The organism is Rickettsiales bacterium (assembly GCA_025210695.1).
Classification (GTDB): Bacteria; Pseudomonadota; Alphaproteobacteria; order Rickettsiales; family CANDYO01; genus CANDYO01.
The window spans coordinates 1-22015 of record JAOARE010000031.1 but is presented as its reverse complement, the minus strand read 5'-3'; the positions used below and the strand labels follow the sequence as shown (position 1 = coordinate 22015).

The 22015-nt window shown below is 31.8% G+C and carries 21 protein-coding genes and 1 tRNA gene; 13 read left to right on the top strand and 9 right to left on the bottom strand.

Annotated features, from left to right (window positions below):
• Nucleotides 1-3: 3 nt before the first annotated feature.
• Entirely contained in the window at nt 4-1017 is a 1014-nt protein-coding gene (locus tag N4A31_05100) for a DNA-directed RNA polymerase subunit alpha (protein MCT4635598.1), read from the top strand.
• A gap of 15 nt (nt 1018-1032) precedes the next feature.
• Complete coding sequence (rplQ, locus tag N4A31_05095) at nt 1033-1521, top strand: 50S ribosomal protein L17 (GenBank protein ID MCT4635597.1); 489 nt, start codon at nt 1033-1035, stop codon at nt 1519-1521.
• A gap of 68 nt (nt 1522-1589) precedes the next feature.
• Here the strand turns inward: rplQ and N4A31_05090 are convergent, their stop codons facing one another.
• The gene (locus tag N4A31_05090) at nt 1590-2381 is read right to left on the bottom strand and encodes a class I SAM-dependent methyltransferase (GenBank protein ID MCT4635596.1); all 792 of its coding nucleotides are present in this window, start codon (nt 2379-2381) and stop codon (nt 1590-1592) included.
• Nucleotides 2382-2386: 5 nt separating this feature from the next.
• Between N4A31_05090 and N4A31_05085 the strand changes: the two genes are divergently transcribed.
• Complete coding sequence (locus N4A31_05085) at nt 2387-3076, top strand: phosphatase PAP2 family protein (protein ID MCT4635595.1); 690 nt, start codon at nt 2387-2389, stop codon at nt 3074-3076.
• On the opposite strand, the gene N4A31_05080 is transcribed toward N4A31_05085, so the two are convergent.
• Together N4A31_05080 and gyrB are read right to left on the bottom strand one after the other, a co-directional pair.
• Nucleotides 3066-3482 (bottom strand): GNAT family N-acetyltransferase, encoded by a 417-nt coding sequence (locus tag N4A31_05080; GenBank protein MCT4635594.1) that lies wholly within the window; start codon nt 3480-3482, stop codon nt 3066-3068. The genes N4A31_05085 and N4A31_05080 overlap by 11 nt on opposite strands.
• Nucleotides 3483-3602: 120 nt before the next feature.
• Nucleotides 3603-5999, bottom strand: coding sequence for a DNA topoisomerase (ATP-hydrolyzing) subunit B (gene gyrB / locus N4A31_05075; GenBank protein ID MCT4635593.1), 2397 nt, complete (start codon nt 5997-5999; stop codon nt 3603-3605).
• A gap of 111 nt (nt 6000-6110) precedes the next feature.
• On the opposite strand from gyrB, the gene radC reads away from it, so the two are divergent.
• Complete coding sequence (radC, locus tag N4A31_05070) at nt 6111-6782, top strand: DNA repair protein RadC (protein ID MCT4635592.1); 672 nt, start codon at nt 6111-6113, stop codon at nt 6780-6782.
• A gap of 364 nt (nt 6783-7146) precedes the next feature.
• Here the strand turns inward: radC and N4A31_05065 are convergent.
• Nucleotides 7147-7222: transfer RNA gene (locus N4A31_05065), tRNA-Ala, on the bottom strand.
• Nucleotides 7223-7351: 129 nt separating this feature from the next.
• On the opposite strand from N4A31_05065, the gene N4A31_05060 reads away from it, so the two are divergent.
• Both N4A31_05060 and N4A31_05055 read left to right on the top strand, forming a co-directional pair.
• Nucleotides 7352-8656 (top strand): bifunctional folylpolyglutamate synthase/dihydrofolate synthase, encoded by a 1305-nt coding sequence (locus N4A31_05060; GenBank protein ID MCT4635591.1) that lies wholly within the window; start codon nt 7352-7354, stop codon nt 8654-8656.
• A gap of 87 nt (nt 8657-8743) precedes the next feature.
• Nucleotides 8744-9442 (top strand): hypothetical protein, encoded by a 699-nt coding sequence (locus tag N4A31_05055; protein MCT4635590.1) that lies wholly within the window; start codon nt 8744-8746, stop codon nt 9440-9442.
• Here the strand turns inward: N4A31_05055 and N4A31_05050 are convergent, their stop codons facing one another.
• The 4 genes from N4A31_05050 to N4A31_05035 are packed head-to-tail and all read right to left on the bottom strand — an operon-like array spanning nt 9443 to nt 14028.
• Complete coding sequence (locus tag N4A31_05050; protein MCT4635589.1) at nt 9443-10435, bottom strand: nitronate monooxygenase; 993 nt, start codon at nt 10433-10435, stop codon at nt 9443-9445.
• Nucleotides 10436-10461: 26 nt separating this feature from the next.
• Nucleotides 10462-11466: an aspartate kinase gene (locus N4A31_05045; GenBank protein ID MCT4635588.1), complete on the bottom strand. Its 1005-nt coding sequence runs from the start codon at nt 11464-11466 to the stop codon at nt 10462-10464.
• A gap of 11 nt (nt 11467-11477) precedes the next feature.
• The gene (gene alr, locus N4A31_05040) at nt 11478-12566 is read right to left on the bottom strand and encodes an alanine racemase (protein MCT4635587.1); all 1089 of its coding nucleotides are present in this window, start codon (nt 12564-12566) and stop codon (nt 11478-11480) included.
• Between the two features lie 4 nt (nt 12567-12570).
• The gene (locus tag N4A31_05035; protein MCT4635586.1) at nt 12571-14028 is read right to left on the bottom strand and encodes a replicative DNA helicase; all 1458 of its coding nucleotides are present in this window, start codon (nt 14026-14028) and stop codon (nt 12571-12573) included.
• A 205-nt stretch (nt 14029-14233) separates the two neighbouring features.
• On the opposite strand from N4A31_05035, the gene N4A31_05030 reads away from it, so the two are divergent.
• The 6 genes from N4A31_05030 (at nt 14234) to N4A31_05005 (ending at nt 19185) form a co-directional block, all read left to right on the top strand.
• On the top strand, nt 14234-16024 hold the full coding sequence (locus N4A31_05030) for a hypothetical protein (protein ID MCT4635585.1): 1791 nt from the start codon (nt 14234-14236) through the stop codon (nt 16022-16024).
• Between the two features lie 351 nt (nt 16025-16375).
• Nucleotides 16376-17101 (top strand): F0F1 ATP synthase subunit A, encoded by a 726-nt coding sequence (locus N4A31_05025; protein MCT4635584.1) that lies wholly within the window; start codon nt 16376-16378, stop codon nt 17099-17101.
• Between the two features lie 75 nt (nt 17102-17176).
• Nucleotides 17177-17401: a F0F1 ATP synthase subunit C gene (locus tag N4A31_05020; protein MCT4635583.1), complete on the top strand. Its 225-nt coding sequence runs from the start codon at nt 17177-17179 to the stop codon at nt 17399-17401.
• Nucleotides 17402-17421: 20 nt separating this feature from the next.
• A complete protein-coding gene (locus tag N4A31_05015) occupies nt 17422-17913 on the top strand; it encodes a hypothetical protein (GenBank protein ID MCT4635582.1) in 492 nt (163 codons plus the stop codon).
• Nucleotides 17903-18406 (top strand): hypothetical protein, encoded by a 504-nt coding sequence (locus tag N4A31_05010; GenBank protein ID MCT4635581.1) that lies wholly within the window; start codon nt 17903-17905, stop codon nt 18404-18406. The genes N4A31_05015 and N4A31_05010 overlap by 11 nt, the downstream gene beginning before the upstream one ends.
• 89 nt (nt 18407-18495) lie before the next feature.
• Nucleotides 18496-19185 carry a winged helix-turn-helix domain-containing protein gene (locus N4A31_05005; protein MCT4635580.1) on the top strand — a complete coding sequence of 230 codons (690 nt, stop codon included), beginning with the start codon at nt 18496-18498 and terminating at the stop codon, nt 19183-19185.
• A 10-nt stretch (nt 19186-19195) separates the two neighbouring features.
• Here N4A31_05005 and N4A31_05000 read toward each other — a convergent pair whose 3' ends face one another.
• A complete protein-coding gene (locus tag N4A31_05000; GenBank protein MCT4635579.1) occupies nt 19196-21097 on the bottom strand; it encodes a hypothetical protein in 1902 nt (633 codons plus the stop codon).
• A gap of 164 nt (nt 21098-21261) precedes the next feature.
• Between N4A31_05000 and N4A31_04995 the strand changes: the two genes are divergently transcribed.
• A partial coding sequence (locus N4A31_04995) for an MFS transporter (GenBank protein ID MCT4635578.1) occupies nt 21262-22015 on the top strand: 754 nt, incomplete at its 3' end.

The following is a 22015-nucleotide window of genomic DNA, read 5'->3' as shown; positions in this document are numbered from 1 at the left end:
AATATGGTGCAATTGTCTAAAAACTGGAATGAGTTAATCAAGCCTTCAAAATTAATGGTAAATTTGAATAGTCCAAATTTAGCTGAAATCTTAATAGAACCTTTAGAACCAGGTTTTGGGTTAACTTTAGGAAATGCCTTAAGAAGAGTTTTGCTTTCATCTCTACAAGGTGCAGCAATTACATCTATTCAAATTGAAGGTGTTGTCCATGAGTTTTCTTCTATTGCTGGTGTTAAAGAAGATGTAACAGATGTCGTGTTGAATTTTAAAGGCGTTACAGTTCATATGGAAGCTTCTGAGCGTAAGAAACTTTCGCTAAATGCGGTTGGGCCATGTGTTGTAACTGCGGGTATGATTGAAACTGGAGCTGATGTCACGATTCTAAACCCAGATCATGTAATCTGTACTCTTGCAGATGGAGCTAATTTGGATGTTGAAATAACTTGTGAAACAGGTAATGGGTATGTTCCTGCAAGCCAAATGAGGAGTGACGATGATCCTATCGGTTTAATTCCAATAGATGCTTTGTTTAGTCCTATTAAAAAAGCGTTTTATAAAGTTGAAAATACTCGTGTTGGTCAAGTTACAGATTATGATAAATTAATCTTAACTGTTGAGACAAATGGAGTTGTTACTCCTGAGTTAGCAGTGGGCTTGGCAGCTAGAATTTTACAAGATCAGTTGCAACTGTTTATTGCTTTTGAAGAAGTTGTAGAAGAGAAAAGTTCTGATATTGAAGAACTAAAATTTGATCCAAATTTATTGCGCAAAGTAGATGAATTAGAGCTTTCTGTTAGATCACAAAATTGCTTAAAGAATGATAATATTGTTTATATTGGGGATTTGGTGATTAAAACAGAAGGTGAGATGCTTAAGACTCCTAATTTTGGTCGTAAGTCTCTCAATGAAATAAAAGAAGTATTATCAACAATGAGTTTAACCTTTGGTATGGCAATCCCTGAGTGGCCGCCAGAAAAAATTGAAGAGTTAGCTAAAAAATATGAAAATCCTTATTAAAAAGATATTTAGGTTATGAGACACGGTATTAAAAGTAAAAAATTAAATAGAACAAGTAGCCATCGTAAAGCTATGCTTTCTAACATGGCTGTTGCTTTAGTTCTTCATGAGCAAATAACAACTACTTTGCCTAAGGCAAAATATTTACGTCCAGCAGTAGAAAGATTAATAACTCTAGCTAAGAAGGGCGATTTGATGTCTAGAAGGAAACTTCATTCCTTGTTAAGATCAGATATAGCTGTGGCTAAGTTAATAGATGTAATGGCTGCTAGGTATTCATCAAGATCCGGTGGGTATTTAAGAATTATGAAAGCTGGATTCAGATATGGAGATATGGCGCCTTTAGCAGTTATAGAGTTTGTTGATCGTGATATTGATGCTAAAGGTAAGGATTATGGTCAGCTAAATATAAAAGATATTGTAGCAAAAGAAGAACCGAAAGTTAACTCAAAGAAAGTTGTTAAAACTGTAAAAAATGTTGAAGAAAAAGCTAAGGCTTCATAAGCATATTTACTGCAAATTGTCATATAAAAAAAGGCCTATTGAAGGCCTTTTTTTATATCTAAAGAAAGTTATTTAACAGCAATGAAAGTTAGAATTTCAAAACTAGCACTGTATAAATTATCTTCTGTGCAGAAATCATTAATATAATTTTTACGAAATTTCTTCCAGAATTCTTTTCCAACATATTTTTTATTTCTATTAAGCATTATATTGGTTTCTCCCATGTTGCGTAGATCATATAGAAGTTCTAGTGGATTAGAGTAATGAATTTCTACATGATCTTTATCAATAACTGGCATATTAAATTTAGCTCTTTGGAGAAGAGAACCAAGTTGTTTAAGTTCTATTAATGGCATCATTCTAGGGCTGATTCCACCACAATGTTCAATCTCAGTTTTTGCTAGCGTTGCACGTAATTCTGGTAGTGTCTTTTCTCCAAGCATTGAAGCTATTAAGATGCCATTAGGTTTTAAGCTATTTCTAAGTTGTATAAGGCAGCCTGGCAGATCATTCACTTTATGAAGGTTTAATAAGCTAATAATAAGATCGAACTTCTCATTCGCAAAGGGCAAATTTTCTTCGTCTACTATAATTTGTATGTTATTACTATTAGAATTATTGAAAAATAGTTCAGTTTCTATTACTCTTTCTATTTTATGTTGGTAGATCAAATCAGTGGAAAGAGGGTAATCTCTCTGTCCTAGATATAATGTGGATGTAAAGTCTTTAGTTGTTTCATTTAATCTTTCTTGAATGTCTTCTAGTGAACGCTTGATGAGAAAGTCAGCTTTGTTTAATCTTGCATTAGATCTCTTTTGTAATAGTAGATTACGGTCAAAAATTAAAATATCTTGTGACATTATATATGACTTATATTCATCGTTTTATTGCCTGTCTTGTAGTTTTGCTACTAACTTTATCTATAATTCATTACAACAATTTAGACCTTAAATTTCAATCATTATTTTTTTATCCTGAAAGTAAGCTTTGGTTAGTTGCTAGAGATAATATGATTTTAAAATTCTTTTTCTACAAGTTACCTAAATATATTATTGCTATTTACGGAGTTTTTATGATTTTATGGCTAATTAAATTAAGGTATTATAAGGAAAGTATCGAATTACAAAAAAAATTATTGTTTTTAATATTAATATTAATATTTACTCCTCTAACTGTTGCTATATTAAAACATTATAGTCCTATTTACTGTCCTAATTTTATTGAAGAATTTGGTGGTGAGAAATTATATATTTCGCCATTTGATATGTTTAATGGGGCAATATTTTTTAATCATACAGGTAAATGTTTTCCTGCTGGGCATGCTTCTGGTGGTTTCGCGTTAATATCTTTATATTTTGTTATGCCAAGTAAAGTATTAAAAATATGGTCTTTGTTGTTTAGTTTATCTTTAGGGTGGATTATGGGGATATATCAAATTGCTAAAGGCACTCATTATTTAAGTGACACTATTGTAACTTTAGCTATTGCTTATTTACTATGTATAACTCTGCAGCAAGTATTATTAGTTAGGAATAAAAATAATACTAGAGAGTAGTTTTTTTTATAATACCTTGGGTTTGTATAGGATTATCAAAGTGTTTAATAAAGAAAAATTTTGTAAGTTTAGGGTTTTGTTTATTTTCGCGAACAAACTCTTGTTTGAACCCACATTTTTTATAAAATTCTGCTGCTTGGAATCCGTTAGTAACTAGATTTATATTGTTATAGCCTTTGTTTTTAAAACTTTCTTCAAGGTTGTTAAGTAATTTTCTTCCTATATTTTTACTACGATATTTAGGTTTAACCCAAAGGTCATCCACGTAAATCTCTGCATATGCAGTATAAGCAGAAAGAACAGCGATAGTTTTATTATCACTATTTTTAGCGATGATATAGAGTGGTTTATAATTACATATAACTCCACTGCCATACTCATCTTTAATATGGCCTTGATAAACCATTCTCTTGGTAGAGGAGGGTATTTTCTCTAAAAGCTCTAATTTAAAATTATCTGTTTTGATACCTTTAATGGTTATAGAGAGTGCTATAGATTATTATAGGACTCTACATATATTATTGTTTTATGCGTCCAAATTTTTAACAAACATTGCATTACCTTGAATAAAGTTTTTTCTTGGTTCAACAGCATCCCCCATTAAAGTTGAGAAAACTTCTTCAGCTTCACCTATGTGATGTACTTTAACTTGAAGTAATGTACGTCTTTCTGGGTCTAAAGTTGTTTCTCTTAATTGGTCGGCATTCATTTCTCCTAAACCTTTAAAGCGTTGTATATATAAACCTTTTCTAGCTTGTTCTAAGCTGTTATTTAAAAGTTCACTAGGAGTAGATACAGGGAGTGGCTCTGCTTGCTTAAATTGCATCATGCTATCATCAAAATAATCTGCTATTTCTTTAGCTAGTTTATTAAGAGTGATAATCTCAGCTAATCCTATTAAAGCTTTATCAACTACAAATTTTTCTACTAAACCACGCATACGTTTTTCAAAAACACACTTATTTTCATCAAGTATAGCTGACCAAATTATTCTATCTTTGAGATGGTATTGATTTAGTTTGTTAACTACATTGTCAGTTGTGGTTTTTAAGATGGCATTATTGTCAAATATATCTTGATTAAATAATCCTCCTAATGCTCCAAATTGAAATACTTCATTGGGTAATTTATTTCCTAATGTCTGAATAATATGAGTGAATTTATCGCATTTATCTAGTAATTCACGAAGTGTTTCTGGAGTTAAGGTATTATTATTACCATATGTGAGAATTGTATTTTCTACTACTATATTGGTTAAATAATCTTGAAGTGTTTTTTCATCTTTAAGATAAGCTTCATGATTGCCTTTTTTTACTTTATATAAAGGAGGTTGGGCAATGTATAAATATCCACGTTCAACAATCTCACGCATTTGTCGATAGAAAAAAGTAAGTAATAATGTACGAATATGAGAGCCATCAACATCAGCATCTGTCATGATAATAATTTTATGGTAGCGTAGTTTTTCAATGTTAAACTCTTCTTTCCCAATTCCAGTACCTAAAGCGGTTATTAGAGTGCCAATTTCTTGTGAGGCTAACATTCTATCAAATCTAGCTCTTTCAACATTAAGAATCTTGCCTTTTAAAGGAAGGATTGCTTGGGTTACTCTACTGCGTGCTTGTTTAGCAGATCCACCTGCCGAATCTCCCTCTACTAAGAATAATTCACTTAACGTAGGGTCTTTCTCTTGGCAGTCTGCCAATTTCCCAGGTAAGTTACTTATATCTAGAGCACTTTTACGGCGGGTTATTTCTCGAGCTTTGCGCGCAGCTTCTCTAGCATTAGCAGCTTCTATAATTTTTGCACCAATTTTTTTTACTTCATGAGGGTGTTCATCAAACCATTGGTCTAATTTGTCATAAACTAGTCCTTCAACCACAGCTCTAACTTCTGAGCTCACTAGCTTATCTTTGGTTTGCGAAGAGAATTTAGGGTCTGGCATTTTTACAGAGAGAATACAGCTCAGTCCTTCCCTGGCGTCATCTCCAGTAAAATGAATTTTTTCTTTTTTTGCGGTAGCTTCTAAATATTTATTAACCACTCTTGTTAATCCGGACTTAAAGCCACTTACGTGTGTTCCTCCGTCTTTTTGGCGTATATTATTAGTAAAACTAAGAATATTTTCATGATAACTATCATTCCATTGTAAAGCTATATCTACTACAATATGATCTTTAGTTCCTAATAGTCCAATGCTTTCATGAACTGCTGTTTTACCTTTATCAATGTAGTGAATAAAAGCTTTAGTTCCACCTTCATAATATAACTCTACTTGGTGAGGGTTATCTTCACGTAAATCAGTAAGAATAATTCTTACTCCTGAATTTAGAAAAGCCAGTTCACGGAAACGATGTTCAAGAGTTGAAAAGTCATAATCGGTTTTTGTAAATGTTTCTTTTGAAGCAGTGAAAGTTACTTTTGTTCCTTTTTTATTAGAATTAGTAGATATTTTTTCTAATGGTCCATCGGCTACACCGTCAGAGAAACTAATAAGGTATTCTGCATTATTTTTCCAAATATTTAATGTTAATTTTGATGATAAGGCATTTACAACGGATACCCCAACGCCATGTAACCCACCAGATACTTTATATGAATTTTGATCAAATTTACCTCCGGCATGAAGTTGAGTCATTATAACTTCAGCTGCTGAGACGCCTTCTTCATGTGTGTCAACTGGAATACCACGCCCGTTATCTTCAACAGAAACAGATCCATCTTGATGTAGAGTTACTAATATTTTATCACAATGTCCAGCTAAGGACTCATCGACAGCATTATCAACAACTTCATAAACCATGTGATGTAGACCGGATCCATCATCAGTATCCCCTATATACATACCAGGTCTTTTTTTTACAGCTTCTAAACCTTTTAGAACTTTTATTGAATCAGCATTATAATTTTGTTCAGCGGTCATATTGTTGTGCCTTTTAATTTGTATTTTTAGTTAAATTAGGTTAATGTACCTAATTAATAACGAGACACATAATAATATGTCTTTTTTATCAATTTCGCAATGAAATTATATATGCAGCATTACATTGGTCATAGAGAAAGGGCTAGAGAAAGATTGATGGACTCAAAGCCAGGATCAATGCAAGATTATGAGCTCTTGGAATTATTGTTATTTATGGCTATTCCACGAAAAGATACTAAGGCTTTAGCTAAGAACCTTATTAATAAATATGGTAGTTTTGCTAAAGTGATTAACGCAGATCATGAATCATTGCTGGAGGTAAAAGGAGTAAGGAAAAATACGCTTGCTTGCTTTAAGCTTATTAAGGAAAGTGTTGTTAGACTTACTAGGGAAGAAGTTATTGATAAACCTATCATTTCTTCCTGGCAGAGTTTGCTTGATTATTGCCGTGCTGTACTAGGGCATCTTAAGAAAGAAGTTTTTCTTATCATTTACTTAAATAATCAGAATGAATTGATTGATGAAGACTTACAAGAATATGGCACTGTTGATCAAGTGAGCGTGTACCCTAGAGAGATTACCAAGAGAGCTTTATTTTTAAATGCATCTGCTATTATTATGGTTCATAATCATCCGGGAGGAAATACTAAGGCTTCTAAAGAAGATATAGAAGTTACACGTCATATCTCCAATGCTCTTGCTCCTTTTAAAATAAAGATACATGATCATATTATCGTTAGCGATAAAAGTTTTTTTAGCTTCAAATCTGAAGGGTTGTTTTGATTTGTTAGAATTTGTTTGTTGTTTTTAATACGCTTCCAATCATTCTATTGGATGAAATTCTTAATCTTCTTACCAAATAGCCAGTTAATTTTTTTTGTAGATCATGTTGATTATAAGGCAATGATTTATTAGATGTTTTATCTAGGTGGTTACATTCACTGCATATTGCTCTATAAGTAAGATCTTCTGTGATATTTATTTTAGCACACATGTTTGGTTGTTTTATTGTCTGATAGTTAAGATATTAATGTTCATACAAGACAAAAGTTAATAATTGGTTAAGATACTAACATTTATTGGTTGTTTTTTGTAAAAAATGAAAGATATTTTTATGTTTATGTATCTAGAATGGGCTGGTATCTTCTGGTGGAGCCAGGCGGAATCGAACCGCCGACCTTTAGAATGCCATCCTAACGCTCTACCAATTGAGCTATGACCCCGGAAGATGGTGTTTGATATTATTGTGGAAAATAATTATTGTCAATAAATAGATTAGATTGCTAAAGTTATATATTTTAAATTTCAAGGCTGTATTATATACTTTCTTGAAAAAACAAAGGAGAACAAATATGGTAAAAATGCCGCATTGGCCTATTCCTATGGGGAGTAAACCAATAGATCTTGGGCTCAATAGAATTAAATCCTTGCTTGAATCTTTAGACAATCCACAATACAAATTACCTCCAGTGATTCATGTTGCAGGCACTAATGGTAAAGGTTCTACAGCAGCTTTTTTAAAATCTATTTTTCAGGCAGCTGGTTATAAAGTTCATACCTATACTTCTCCGCATTTAGTAAGATTTAATGAGCGCATAGGAGTTTATGGGAGTGATATAGATGATGGATTTCTTTATGAAGTTACGGAAGAGTGTAGAGTTGCAGCAGAAAGAATAGATATACATCCTACTTTTTTTGAAGGCACAACCGCTACAGCTCTTCTTGCTTTTAGTAAAAAAGAAGCAGATATATTAATAATGGAAGTGGGGCTTGGTGGAAGATTAGATGCTACTAATGTAATTGATACTCCAGTAATGTCTGTAATTACGAGTGTCTCTTTGGATCACATGGAGTTTTTAGGAAATAATATTATAAGTATTGCTTATGAAAAAGGAGGGATTATTAAGCCTAATTGTCCATGTGTTATAAGTCATCAATATCCTGAAGTTATCAAGGTGTTGCATGGTATAGCAGAAAAGAATAATGCGTTGGTTTATTCTTATGAATATGATTGGATTGTGGAGCCAGATGAAAATGCTATGGTTTATAAGTTTAGGGGAAAAACTATAAAATTACCGATACCAAATTTACAAGGTATTCATCAATTTATAAATGCTGGAATTGCTATTACTGCGGCGTTAAATTTAATATCATTTAATATAACTGATGATCATATTGCTTATGGTGTAACTCATGCCATTATACCAGCAAGATTACAAAGACTAACAGAAGGAAAAATTGTAAGTCAATTGCCACAAACTATACAAATATGGGTAGATGGTGCTCATAATGATGCAGGAGCTAATGTATTGTCTGTATGGTTAGAAGAGCAAGAAAAAATTCCCACTTATATGATTTTTGGTATGACTAGAGGGAGAGATTGTACAAGTTTTTTAAATTTCTTCGTTGGAAAAATTAAGCATTTAGCTGGGGTGTTGATTGAAGCAGAGCCATCTAGTTATAGTGGGGATTTTATAGAAAAAGAATCTGCTAAATTGGGTATCCCATCTTCATCCCATGATTCCATTGACGAGGCTTTATATACGATAATAGAAAAAGAAACAGGTGTTGCTAGAATTATTGTTTGTGGGTCGTTATATTTGGCTGGGGATATTTTAAATAAAAATCAAGGTTTGGCGATAAGATCAAAAGCATAAAACACTTATATATTTAGATGTTAACTATTTTTTCATTATTTAATGAGATCCTTAGATAATTAATATAGCAAGAAAATAATTTAATCTATGGTAGCAATGAAGAACTCGTCAAAAATAAAGAGCGTAATAACTCAGGAACAAGTGAAAGCTCTGTTAAGGATGGCTTATAGCCATAAAGATAACATTTCTGTTTTAAAAGATAAGTTAGAGGAGTATAAAGCTCCAGAAAATAAAATTTTTAAACCAGAGTCTATTGAGATTGCTCTTGAATATATGGAAAAGAATCCTAGCAGGTTTTCTAGAAAGCTATATGAGGTTATTTCTAGTTTATTAAATAATAAAGATATAACTATGAGAAGAAATAAAGAATCTCTTGAAGGTGAGACTTCTCCCATGATAGCACAAGAAGATTATAAGACCGTATCTGAATATAGAAAGGCAAATAAAACGACTCCAGAAAATTTAGATCTATTTATGAAGAGAGCCATTGATGATAATGACATTAATGAAATAATTTCTTTGAATAGTTTAAATAAGTCCTTAGGTAGGGGGCGTATTATGGTTGAGAGCAGTTCTCCTCTGGAATATGCTTTAAAGCTAAGGAAGAATGATTTAGCTTTAAAGATGATGCAGGCTGGGTTCGTTATAAATCATCGGAGTAAAGTTGAGCAATCTAGCATTAATGATGCCATTCAAAATATTATTCAACGTAGAGCTGGTAGAAATGTAGTCCAAGAGATTTTAAATGGTAAGGTAACAGATAAAGCCTTAATCAGATCACGCTAGTTAGTATGCTTCGTAGGTCTGAGTTACTAATTCATTTATGATTTCTGCCACGCTTTGTTTTGACGATATCATACCAACACTTTGTCCTGCCATTACTGATCCAAATTCAACATCTCCGTCAATAACTGCTTTTTTCAATGCTCCAGCCCAAAATTTTTCTATCATTAGTTGAGCTTCTTCTTTAGAGATTTGACCACTTTGGTAAGCATCAATAGCTTTCTTTTGTGCTTGATTGAACTCGGAGGTTCCTTTGTTGGCAATCGCTCTAACAGGAATCACGGGGAAGTTATCATCAAGTTGTTGAGATACTGTGGTGTTTCTAGCTTGAGATTTTAGAAAAATATTTTTAAAATTTTCATGAGCTATAGATTCGTTTGCGCAGACAAATCTTGTTCCTAGTTGGCACCCTGCAGCTCCCATTTTTAAAAATTGAGCTATTGCCTCGCCTCTTGCAATTCCTCCGGCTACGAAGATAGGAACTATATTCTTCAAAGCAGGAATAATCTCTTGAGCTAGAACTAGGGTTGAAACTGGGCCTATATGTCCTCCGGCTTCCATTCCTTCAATTACAATTCCATCAACTCCCATTTTAACTAATTTCTTAGCTATAATTAAAGCAGGAGCAAAGGCTATAACTTTAATCCCTCCAGCCTTTAGGGTATTCACCATATAATCTTTTGGTAGGCCACCAGCTAATACCACGTGAGTAACATTATTAGTTTTGCAGGTTTCAATTAGTTGTTCAAGTTCCGGATGCATGGTAATTAAGTTGACAGCAAAAGGTAGTTTAGTAAGCTTTTGAGTTGCTTTGATTTCTTTGTCAAGTAGATCCGGACTCATGGATCCACAGGCAAGAACTCCAAATCCACCAGCGTTAGAAATTGCTGCAACTAAATTATGCTCTGAAACCCAAGACATAGCTCCCCCTAAAATAGCATATTTAGTTCCTAGAAGTTTTTGACCTTTTTGCCAAATATAAGATAGATTTGTCATAATGTTTTTTACTTTAATTTAGTATTTTAATTCAAATAACAAGCGCTATGCAAAATTCTAGTTGCATCAAATTTATGCTCATCATTTACTGTAAATCTTAGCACTGTAGAAGAGGCTTTAGTAGATAAAATATCTATCCCAGCTCTTTCTAAAGTTTGTTGTAAATGTTTTATTAATTTTAAATTATACTCTATATTTGTACCTATTATTGAAATTTTAGCAATATCTAAATTAGATTTATCTGTGATTTCCTGGCCAAGGGCAATCCCAACTACTGGGAGATTGTCATCTAAGTGTGTTATTGTAGTTCCTTGGTTTCCAGTAAAGCTTGATAATACGTGAACTTTAACATTGTAATGTTTGGCCCATTTAACAGATTTCTCCTGCAGAATTTTTGCTCCAGCTTTGGCAAAAGCAATCATTTTATCGTAATTGATATGATTAATCTTATGAGCTTTAGCAATTATTCTAGGATCTCCAGTAAAAACTCCCTCTACATCAGTATAAATATAACAGCTTTGAGCTTTTAAATAACCTGCTAAAATAATTGCGCTAGTATCAGAGCCTCCTCTACCCAAGGTGCTAATCCTTTGGTCTAATGTTACTCCTTGAAAACCAGCAACTACTGCAACTTGATATCCTTCTTTAAAAGAATCTTGAATTTTTTTGCAGTTAAGTTCAATTATATGTCCATCATCTAAATTGTTGTCAGTGATAATTCCAGTTTGCCAGCTCAACCATGATCGAGCTTTTATTCCTTCTTCTTGTATAAGCAGAGAAAATAATCCAGCTGAGACTTGTTCTCCTGTGGTGATAACGTTTGCATATTCTGCTAAATTATCTGGGGTGGAGCAATTACTTATTTCGTTTACCAAATCAACTAAATGATCAGTGACTCCAGCCATTGCAGATACTACTACAATTACTTTATTGCCTAGTTTTATTTGATTAACTACTTTTTCTACAGCATTCCTCATTAGTTTGATATTAGCTAAAGAAGTGCCGCCAAATTTTAGTACTATCAACGCCATAAATACCTTAATTACCTATATATTCTATGTATTCTAGAGCTTAAAGAAGTTATTATATTGTTATAGCTGGTATTAGCGTGTTTAGCCATTCTTTGAATTGTAGAATTAGGACCTAATAATTCAACTTCAGCACCTATATATAAATATTCTTTCGGTATTTTTGTAACGTCTATCATTGTAAGATCCATAGATATTTTTCCTACAATGGGAGCAGGATATCCATTAATATCAAAAATTCCTTTGTTGCTTAAGGCTGGCAATAACCCATCTCCATAACCAATAGGTAAGGTAGCTACAATACTGGATTTATTTAGTTTGTAACTTTCTTCATAATCACTAATGTAATCTTCCTGAATTTCACGAATTTGTATAATCTTACTAGTAAGTGTAATTGCGTTAAGTAGCTTGATTTTTAGACTATTAGAATATCCTAATAGTAGTAATCCAGGCCTTACAATATCAAAGTGATAATCGCTGCTTAACATTGTCCCTGTGCTACCTGCAAAAGAAATAGGTAATTCAAAAGCCTGCTGAATTTTTTTCATTATTTGTAATTGTTTTTTATTGTAAGGATTATTACTTTGAGAATTAGATGCAAAGTAGCTCATAATAAAGCAAATAGTGATTTTTTGTTTGAAATATCCTTGTTTTACAAGCTCTAAAGCTTCTTTATAAGGAAAGCCAATGATGTTAATACCTGTGTCTATATTTAAAACAGCAGCAAAACTTCTATTTTTTTTTCTACAATAATTATTAAATAGTTCGAATTGTTCCTTGGTGTTTAAAACAGGGATTATATTATTTTGTGCAAAACTGTTTTCTTCTCCAGGATAAATGCCATTTAATACGTATATTTCATCTGTAAGCGAGAAATCTCTAAGTTCTAGTGCTTCATCTATAGTACTAACAAAAAATTTATTGCATCCAGCCTTAGATAAAGGATGCATTATATTCATTAATCCCATTCCATAAGCGTCAGACTTAATATTAGCTGCACAAATTACTTTTTTGCCAATAGATTGTTTAATTCTTTTGTAATTATCAGCTATTGCTGTAGAATTTATAGAAATTTTATTAAGAGAAAATTCGTTTTTGTTCATGTGGTTACATATCTATGTGGTTACTAAATTTACCGATGTTAGAATCAAAATGTAATTTGATGCTACCAACTGGTCCATTACGTTGTTTTGCAATGATTACTTCTGCTGTGTGAGTAACTTTGTCCATCTCCGATTGCCATTTTTCATGATCTGCTGTGTTTTCTTGCGGTTGTTTCCGTATTAAATAATATTCGTCTCTGTAAATAAACATTACAATATCAGCGTCTTGTTCAATACTACCAGATTCTCTAAGATCAGATAATAAAGGACGTTTATCTTCTCTTTGTTCTACGGCCCTAGAAAGCTGAGATAAAGCAATTACAGGAATGTTTAACTCCTTTGCTATTGCTTTTAATCCCTGAGTTATTTCAGAAATTTCTTGTACTCTGCTTCCTTCGCCATTTCTTGATGATCCTTTTATTAACTGTAAATAGTCTATTACAAGTAAGGAGAGGTTATGTTTTCTTTTCATTCTTCTAGCTCTAGTTCTAAGTGCTGCAATTGAAATAGAAGGGGTATCATCAATGAAATAATCTAAATTAGCTAGGTCTTTGCTGGCCTTAACTATCTTTATAAAATCATTTTCGGTGATTTGGCCTGACCTTAATTTGCTAGAGTTAACTTCTGAGCTAATGGACATCATTCTAGTAGCTAATTGTTCAGCTGACATCTCAAGGGAGAAGAAGCCAATTGATGATTTTAAATTTTCATCATTTTTTGCGTTTTGATGATGTAAATATTGACAGGCATTTAAAGCTAAATTTACAGCTAGAGCTGTTTTACCCATAGAAGGGCGTGCAGCTAAAATTAATAAATCAGAGTTTTGCAGTCCGCATAATATTTTGTCTAAATCTATGAATCCCGTTGAAATTCCAGTTATTTTCTCATTTCTTTTAAATGCTAATTGAATTTTATTGAGAGCTTCATTTAGAGAAGACTTTATAGCACGAAGATTAGAATTTGATTCTTTGCCTATATTAGCCAGACTAAATAACTCTTGTTCTGCTCGTTCTATTTGTTCATTAGAGGTTGAAGTTACTTCTGGTGAATAAGCATCATTTACTATGTTTTCTCCAACGTTAATTAGGTTACGACGAATAGATAAATCAACGATTGTTTTTGAATAATCATTGATGTTAATTATGGTAGTAGCTAAGGATGATAGTTGACTTAAATAATCATTCTGATTCATTTCTTTTAAAGTTGGGTCTTGATCAAAGTGATTTTTTAAAGTTACAGGATTAGCCAGCATTCCTCTGTCAATAAATATGGTGATTGCTTCAAAGATTCTTTGGTGAACAGGTTCATAAAAATGGTTTGCTTGAAGAAAATCACTTACCCTATTATAATACTCATTATTGGTAAGGATACTACCAAGAATCATTTGTTCAGCTAGGGTATTAACTGGTAATACACGACTTAAAGTCGGTGAATTTAAGTTTTTACTTGTTTTTGTTAACATAAGTTATATGAAATATATGAAATTACCTTAGAATGTATAGTATATATGATTATTATATTTTATCATAGATTTTTGTTATATAAAGGCTTTTAAAAAAGGATAATTTTAGGTGTTTGTAACATTATGAAAATAATTATGTTTTTGTGGAGTGTTCAGGTTGTTAATTTGTAAATTTAACAAGTATTTTCTTGTTTTTGGTGTTATAGTGCTAGCAGTTTTACTGTCTTCTTTTGACTCTAGAGCCAATGACAGAGGTTTTATAGATGTAGATTTTGATTATTCTATGGGAATAAAAAACCCAAAAGAATATCATATTTATTTTCAAAGGCCATATTCAAAAGAAAGGATGGACTTTTTTAGAAATCTTTATAATAAAAACAAACCTTCTAAAAAGAAGTACAGATTAGATCCGTATATTCCTAAAATTATTCATCAGATTTGGATTGGTGGCTCTATTCCTCCAATATATCAATATTATCAAAAAACTTGTAAAGATTTGCATCCTGATTGGGATTATAGACTATGGACGGAAAGGGAAATTGATGCGCTAAATTTTGAAAATAGGGATTTATATGATGATACCAAAAGCCTAGCTGAGAAGTCAGATATTTTGCGGTATCAGATTCTTAAAGATTATGGAGGAGTTTATATAGATATGGATACTAGATGTATAAAACCTTTTGATGATCTTAATCATTTATATGAAGCTTATTTTGGGCTAGAATTCCCTTTGGATTGGGGGAGCCCAACTATAGCTTCTGCTGTTATGGCGAGCGCCCCTCAGCATAAAGTAATAAAGAAACTGCTAGAAAATGTAAGAAATCATTGGGATCAGGTGGAAGACAAATTTAATAGATCTGGAGATAAAGACATTCATCATTTGGCGATTGAAAGGTCTATGGGGCCTTTAACAGAATCTTTTCTAGAAGAGGTTTCTTTAGAGGATAATGCAATAGCCCTTCCTGTTACTTATTTTTATCCAATTAAGTATTTTTTCTTGGATGATTTTCATAATAATTATTTTAAAAGGATTCAAAGCTCTGCTTTTTCTTATATAAGCAAAATCTTTAATATTTATTCTCAGGATCCAATTTCAAATTGGGTATATAAGCGCAGTAAAAAATGTTGTGTTTTTTATGATGTTCAACCAGAAACTTTTTCCTATCATGATTATTTTGAGCAGAATTCTTTGATGAAGTTTGTGTCTTTTAGGGATGGATTTGGTTTTTATGATAAGCAGTTTGAAAGTTATTATGATGATATATCTAAAAAAGATAAGGTGTTATTTAAAGGTTTAGAATCTTTATATAATGATAATTCCCCTAGTGGGAATCTTCCTTTTAACGAGGTGTCGAAGATAGATAGCTTAGTACATTTTATAGCTTATGATGATGTAATATCAGATGATTATATTAATTCTTTTAAGGAGAATAATCCTGGGTTTAAGTTGGTTATATGGAATAACGATCTAATAGAGAGTGAATTTCCTGGGATTATTAGTAAATCAAAAATTTTTTCAAATGATAAAGAAAGAAAATTTTATTTGGCTATTAATATTATTACTAAATATGGGGGAATTTATATTAATCACCTTTATTTAAGGATTAGGCAAACTTTATATGAGTTAAATAATAAGTATGATTTGTATTTAGGGTTGTTGCCTATAATTCCAGATTCTTTGAGGTTAAGAGTAGATAATAATTTTATTGCTTCAAAGCCTAATCATAATGTTTTAGATGAAGTTCTTAATAAGATTGAGAAGTATATATCAAAAGGAAAGACATTGGATATATCTGCTGCATTAATAGAACATTTATATGAGCGCTCTAAGTCAACAATCGATATTGCTCTTCCTCCAATGTATTTTCATCCTTTAAGCAGTAGATCTAAGGAAGGGATTATTCAGAAAGTTAAAAGGTTGTATTATGGATATAACTCTGCTTTTGAGTCTTATAATAAAAATATTAGTATTGGTATAAATAATTATTCTAGATAGTTTATTCCTTCTTGACAGATTAATCGGCTATTCATACTATACTAAAGTATAAAAATTTTTTATAAAAGGTTTGTTTTTTATTTGGATAAGCTAAAAGAGTTAGAGAAAAAGCTATTTAAATATAAGCAAAAGCATTTTATCTCGAATGATAAAAAAAACCGCTCTTTTGACACGGGGTTTTTTGTAATTTCAGAGTTGTTTGCTGGTATTGGAGTGGGGGGATTTTTTGGATATTATCTTGATCAGTATTTTAATACCAAAGTATTGTTCTTGTTATTCTTTTTAATTCTTGGTTTAATATCTGCTTTCTATAATATTTATAATAAATACAAATAATAAAAAAGAGTAAAAATGTCACTTAATCCATTCGCTCAGTTTCAAGTTAAATCATTGGTTGATATATCTCTATTTGGTTATGATGTTAGTTTAACTAATTCTGCGGTGTTTATGTTAATAGCAGTGGTTTTAGTGGCGGGATTCTTTTATTTGTCATTTAAGTCCGCGACTATAGTTCCAAATAAATTGCAAAGCTCGGCAGAGATAGTGTTTGAATTTATTGATAATACACTCTATGAAGCAGCTGGCAAATCAAGCAAGCCATTCTTTCCGTTTATATTTACATTATTTACATTTATTTTAACTTTGAATTTACTCGGTATGATGCCCTATGGGTTTACGGTCACTAGTCATGTGATAGTAACTTTTGTAATGGCCGTGATGGTTTTTGCTGCAGTTACTATTACTGGATTTGTAAAACATGGATTGAAGTTTTTATCATTATTTTTGCCGCATGGAACTCCATTGTATATTGCTCCATTAATGATATTGATTGAGTTGTTTTCTTTTTTATCTCGTCCTGTAAGCTTATCCATTCGTTTGGCTGGAAATATGATAGCCGGTCATGTGTTGCTAAAAGTATTGGCTGGATTTGTTGTGATGATGGGGGTGTATGGGTTTCTCCCAATACCATTTATGGTGGTGATGGTAGGATTTGAGTTTTTTGTTGCTATTTTACAAGCTTATCTATTTACAATATTGACATGCGTATATTTAAATGACGCCATTAACTTGCATTAAAGTTGTAGTTATGTAACTATATTGTGCTGATATTAAGTTAGTAATTTAATTTTTAATTTTTAAGGAGAGTAAAATATGGATGCAGATTCATTGAAATATATTGCAATAGGTCTTATGAGTTTTGGAATGTTAGGTGCTGCTTTTGGAGTGGCAAATATATTTTCAAGCTTGCTTAATGCGATAGCTCGCAATCCTGCTCAAGAAAACAAATTATTTGCACGTGCAATTATTGGTGCAGCAATGGCAGAGGCTATGGGGATTTTTGCACTAGGTGTTGCTTTAATTTTACTTTTTAAATAATTAGGTTTTCTTAAATAGATATGCCTCAGCTTGATATATCCACATTCTTACCCCAATTGTTTTGGCTTGTAGTAAGCTTTACCTTGCTATATTTCATATTAAATAGGTTTTGTTTGCCGAAAATGGTTGAGATTTTTCGTGAAAGGGATAGTAAAATATCTCATGCTTTATCTAAGGCTGAAAAAAACAGGAAAGAAGCTTCTAGATTAAAAGATGATTATGAGAAAATTATCAACCAGGCTATGAAAACAAAAAGCAATATGATTTCAGAGTCTGTAAAAGAGATATCTACAATTATGGATCATAAACTCACAGAACATGAGTTGGGTATGAAAGTAATTATAAGTGAGTCTGAGCAAAAACTAAAAGAGTATAAAAAAGAAGCAAGAGATGATGTTAATCAAATTGCTGCCGAGGCTGCCGAGGAAGTTTTATCTAGTTTGCTTGATATTAAAGTAACAAAAGAAGCAATATTAAAACAGATTGAGTCTAAAGGTGGTCATGGTGTTTAATGAAAGTTTTTGGTTGGCTGCATCTATAGTAATTTTTGTTTCTTTGGTGTTTAAATACGTAAAGTCTTTTGCTTTATCGGCCTTATCAGATAAGGTTCAATCTATTGACAGTAAGTTTAAAGAAGTTTCTACAATAAGTGAAGAGGCTGATGCATTACTTAAAGAGTATAGATTGCTTCATCGCTCCTCTAAGCAAAAGGTGAAGGATATTTTAAAAACGGCTGACTTAGAAATAAAGCAACTGAGAGAAGAAGCTGAGCAGGAAGTTTCAATAAAGTTGAAGGCTAGAACTCAAAATATTCTTAATAAAATTCATAGTAGTGAGCAAAAGGTTTTGTCTGAATTGCGCTTGGAAGCAGTTAATCTCGCTGTGTCTGCAAGCATAGATATGTTGCCTTATACTAAGGTTGATCAGCAGCAAAAACAGTTCATAAAAAATTCAATTGATGCAATATCATCACATGTTAAGGGAAATACATTATATTTATCTTAGAATTCTTGACTGCAATTAATATATAGGTTATTAATTTTAGGTAACTAATATTAAGGTCTTTTGAAGATCGATGCAATTGAGAAGGTGATATGATATCTATTTTGTTAGCTTTAAAAGATAATCCAACGTTAACTGTTCTTTCTTACCATCTTGAGCGTCATGGATTTATTGTAAATTCTTCTTATAATACGGAAGACCTTTTTATAGCTATTGAGAGGATTGAGCCAAGTATTTTGATTGTTGATGAAGATATCCCTGGTGAGGTTGGCGTTAATGTTTTATGCGCAAATTTAAAGGCAAAATATCAAACTAAGAATATTCATATTATTTTGGTAAGTAAAAACTCTCAGGAAGGTAATACCAATATTAGTGATTATATATTAAAGCCATTTGTACCAAGTGAAATGGTATCAAAAGTAAAGGCTCTTGCTAATGAAAAGATTTCATACACTAATAATAAAATTCTAAGTTATAATGGCATTGAAATGCAGGTGGGTTCCTTTAAGGTTAGTCGTTTGGGGAAAGCTATTCATTTGGGGCCAACAGAGTTCAAAATTCTTCAGTGTTTTTTAGAGCTTCCGGGTAAAGTGCTATCTCGTGAACATATTATGAATCATGTTTGGGGATATGGCAGTCAAGTCGAGCCAAGAACAATAGATGTTCACATTAATAGACTTAGGTCAGCTTTGAAAGAAGATGAAGATGAAACATCTCTTATTAGAACTATTCGTTCAGCAGGATATTCTTTAAATGTTGTTCGTTCCACGGTTAAAGTATAAAAAGAATGTATTAGTGTCTTGTGTTTTGGGTTCTTCCTTTTATTGAGGGGGGGCGCCTGGTAGTTGTTAGGTTGCTATGTTGCATAACTCCTTTTAAATTACTTACTATTTCTTCTACTTTGCTTGCGCTTGAGGTTCCTGCAATATGTTGTATTATTCCAGTAAAGCGTGATCTTTTTTTTCTGATCTCTTCAGTAGCTAACTTCTTTGCCTCTTCTTCAATATCAGAAAGTTGTATTTTATGCTCTTTATTAAGAAGCTCATTATATGATTGAATCATATTATTAACTTTTTGCGGAGGCTTCTTCTTAGCATTTTTGTTGATGATATATTCTTTAAGCTCTTCAATAACTTTTTGTTTTGCTATTTTAGCCATCTCTAATTGACGTTCGTTTGCATCTCTTTGTTTAGACCCATATTGTTCTTTAAATTCTTTTATTACTTCGTGTTTGTTTTTAGAGATATTTTTCTCTGAGGATGTAAATTTATCTATGCTTTCTATGATTGCTTTGTTGCCGGCTTCAGTTGCTAGTTCATTTTTACGGCTTTCATATAAAGATTCTATCTTTTTGTCTAATTCGGTGCTCATATTTTCTTGATGTTCTGTGCTTACTTTAGCTAGGATGCTTTCTTTTTTTTCTTTAAGACGGTCGACAAGAATTTTTAAATTATCTATAACTGCAGCGTTTCCCTTAGGGATAACTTTATCAAATTTTGCATTTGGTCTGGATAATAAAGGAGGTGGTGATAAAGAAATAACGGCTTTCTCTAATTCTTCATTAGCTGTTTTTATGTTGCCTTTTAGTAATTTTTGATTTTTTGAGTATTCTTTTGATGATTTAATAATATCTCTATCTATAGAAGTTTTAAATGTATCGGAGTTTATATATTCTCTTATTTCATTTGTAGAATCTTGAATTTCAGGGTGTTTTTGTATTAATGATTCAGAATATCTCTGACATGCATTTCTTATTTCATCAGATAGTTCTTGTCTATTATATGCGTTAATTCCATTTATAAATCGCTTTAAGAGTTCTTCTGGCTTGTCTTTAGAGATGCTTATTTCTTCTATTTGTCTATTTGTATAAGAGGTTATTAGATCATTGCTTTTCTTTATTCTTACCTTATCTTTTTCTTTGTGGTTGTAAAGAAGTCTTCCCGTTGGAGAATTTGCAAGAGCAAACGCTTTTTTCTCTTCTTCTTTAGATTTTAAATATTCAGAAGATTGTGTGAAAACTTTTATAGGGCTAATATAGCTATTAGTTTTAGATTCTTTATTCATTTTTGTAAGGGTTTGCCTGTGTTCTTCGCTTCCAATAAAATTATTTATTTTCTCAATTATCTTGGCGCTCTCAGGAAATTCTTCCATCATTTTGTCGCAATATTTCATATATGAAGAAGAAACTTTTTGGTCAAGTTTGGCTAATATTGCTTCTCTAGATTCTTTACTTCTTATATCAATTGACTCCATGAATTTAATTTTTATTTCCTTAAGTTTAGAAAGAGTGCTATCAAGTCTAGATATGAATTCTTCTTCCTTTAATTCGAACTTCTCTTGACTCAGTGATTTTGCTTCAAATGCTACAATATGATCCATAGATTTTGTGCATTCTGCTGTTTTAAAAGAATTCGTATATTCAGTATAAAAAGACTCAATGCTTTCAGGTGTGATCTCTTTTTTACTAAAACCCTTTGATAGAAGTGTATAAAGTGTGAATTTTGGCTTTTTTCCTGAGATTACGAGTTTCATAAGAGAGTCATTATAATTTTCAAGAATTGTTGTAATGTCAATATTTGGACTAATACGATATTGCTTTGCAATATTATCTACAGTATTTATAAATGCAGTTTCTTCTGCATTAAGATTTTCTTGTTTTTTTAGATTTCTGTAAACTTTAAAAATATCAACCATCTTATTACTCTAATCTACTAAATGTTTTCAATATTTTCAATATTAAGAGGATAAAATTAAATAATTAAATTTTAGTTAAGATGGTTGGTTATAAGTATCTTCTTGCTTTTTTTACAATATATTTTATTCTCAAGTTCTTAATTTTGTTTGGAAAGGTTTATGTTATGACGAGTCGAAAAGGTATTATAACAGCTATGATTGTTTGGTTGTTTATTACTTTATTTTATTGTTATCAATATATTTCACGTTTATTGCCTAATATTATTATGCCAGAATTGATGCAGCAATTCTCGGTAGGGGCAATAGAATTTGGTGAATTTGCGGGTATTTATTATGTGGGTTATATATTAATGCAAATTCCATTTGGTTTATTATTAAGTAGATTTGGTGGGAAAATTGTGATGCCACTTAGTATTGTTGTTGTGGCACTTGGTTTGTTGCCTATATCAGCTAGTGATAATTGGCAATTAGTTATTCTTGGTAGGTTTTTTGTGGGAGTGGGAACTTCGGCAGCCATAGTTGGGGCTTTTCAAATATTTAGAGCTGTATTTCCAGAGCATTTCACTATGATGTTAGGAGCTTTAGTATGTGTTGGTTTATTGACGGCAGTTTATATATCAAAGCCACTTACAGTAATGATTAATGTTGTTGGTGTTAAGGCGGCCGTTAATAGCTTGGTAATGGCTGGATTCATTCTTGCTGCTACAACTTACATAGTTTTGCCTAAAATGTCTACCAGTAAAACTGCTAATGTTTGGACGGATATTAAGGCAATTATTTGTAATAAAAAATTATTGGTTATGAGTTTCTTTGCTGGAATGATGGTTGCTCCAATGGAAGGATTTGCCGATGCATGGGGAACTGCTTTTATAAGAGTTGTTTATGGAATTGAAAGAGCTACAGCAGATTCTATAGTTT

Coding starts and splice junctions, on each gene's coding strand:
- N4A31_05090 (MCT4635596.1), bottom strand. CDS start 2,381: ATGTCACAAGATATTTTAATTTTTGACCGTAATCTACTATTACAAAAG.
- N4A31_05045 (MCT4635588.1), bottom strand. CDS start 11,466: ATGGCGTTGATAGTACTAAAATTTGGCGGCACTTCTTTAGCTAATATC.
- radC (MCT4635592.1), top strand. CDS start 6,111: ATGCAGCATTACATTGGTCATAGAGAAAGGGCTAGAGAAAGATTGATG.
- gyrB (MCT4635593.1), bottom strand. CDS start 5,999: ATGACCGCTGAACAAAATTATAATGCTGATTCAATAAAAGTTCTAAAA.
- alr (MCT4635587.1), bottom strand. CDS start 12,566: ATGAACAAAAACGAATTTTCTCTTAATAAAATTTCTATAAATTCTACA.
- N4A31_05025 (MCT4635584.1), top strand. CDS start 16,376: ATGTCACTTAATCCATTCGCTCAGTTTCAAGTTAAATCATTGGTTGAT.
- N4A31_05060 (MCT4635591.1), top strand. CDS start 7,352: ATGGTAAAAATGCCGCATTGGCCTATTCCTATGGGGAGTAAACCAATA.
- N4A31_05020 (MCT4635583.1), top strand. CDS start 17,177: ATGGATGCAGATTCATTGAAATATATTGCAATAGGTCTTATGAGTTTT.
- rplQ (MCT4635597.1), top strand. CDS start 1,033: ATGAGACACGGTATTAAAAGTAAAAAATTAAATAGAACAAGTAGCCAT.
- N4A31_05035 (MCT4635586.1), bottom strand. CDS start 14,028: ATGTTAACAAAAACAAGTAAAAACTTAAATTCACCGACTTTAAGTCGT.
- N4A31_05100 (MCT4635598.1), top strand. CDS start 4: ATGGTGCAATTGTCTAAAAACTGGAATGAGTTAATCAAGCCTTCAAAA.
- N4A31_05055 (MCT4635590.1), top strand. CDS start 8,744: ATGGTAGCAATGAAGAACTCGTCAAAAATAAAGAGCGTAATAACTCAG.
- N4A31_05050 (MCT4635589.1), bottom strand. CDS start 10,435: ATGACAAATCTATCTTATATTTGGCAAAAAGGTCAAAAACTTCTAGGA.
- N4A31_05080 (MCT4635594.1), bottom strand. CDS start 3,482: ATGGTTTATCAAGGCCATATTAAAGATGAGTATGGCAGTGGAGTTATA.
- N4A31_05000 (MCT4635579.1), bottom strand. CDS start 21,097: ATGGTTGATATTTTTAAAGTTTACAGAAATCTAAAAAAACAAGAAAAT.
- N4A31_05015 (MCT4635582.1), top strand. CDS start 17,422: ATGCCTCAGCTTGATATATCCACATTCTTACCCCAATTGTTTTGGCTT.
- N4A31_05005 (MCT4635580.1), top strand. CDS start 18,496: ATGATATCTATTTTGTTAGCTTTAAAAGATAATCCAACGTTAACTGTT.
- N4A31_05085 (MCT4635595.1), top strand. CDS start 2,387: ATGACTTATATTCATCGTTTTATTGCCTGTCTTGTAGTTTTGCTACTA.
- N4A31_05010 (MCT4635581.1), top strand. CDS start 17,903: ATGGTGTTTAATGAAAGTTTTTGGTTGGCTGCATCTATAGTAATTTTT.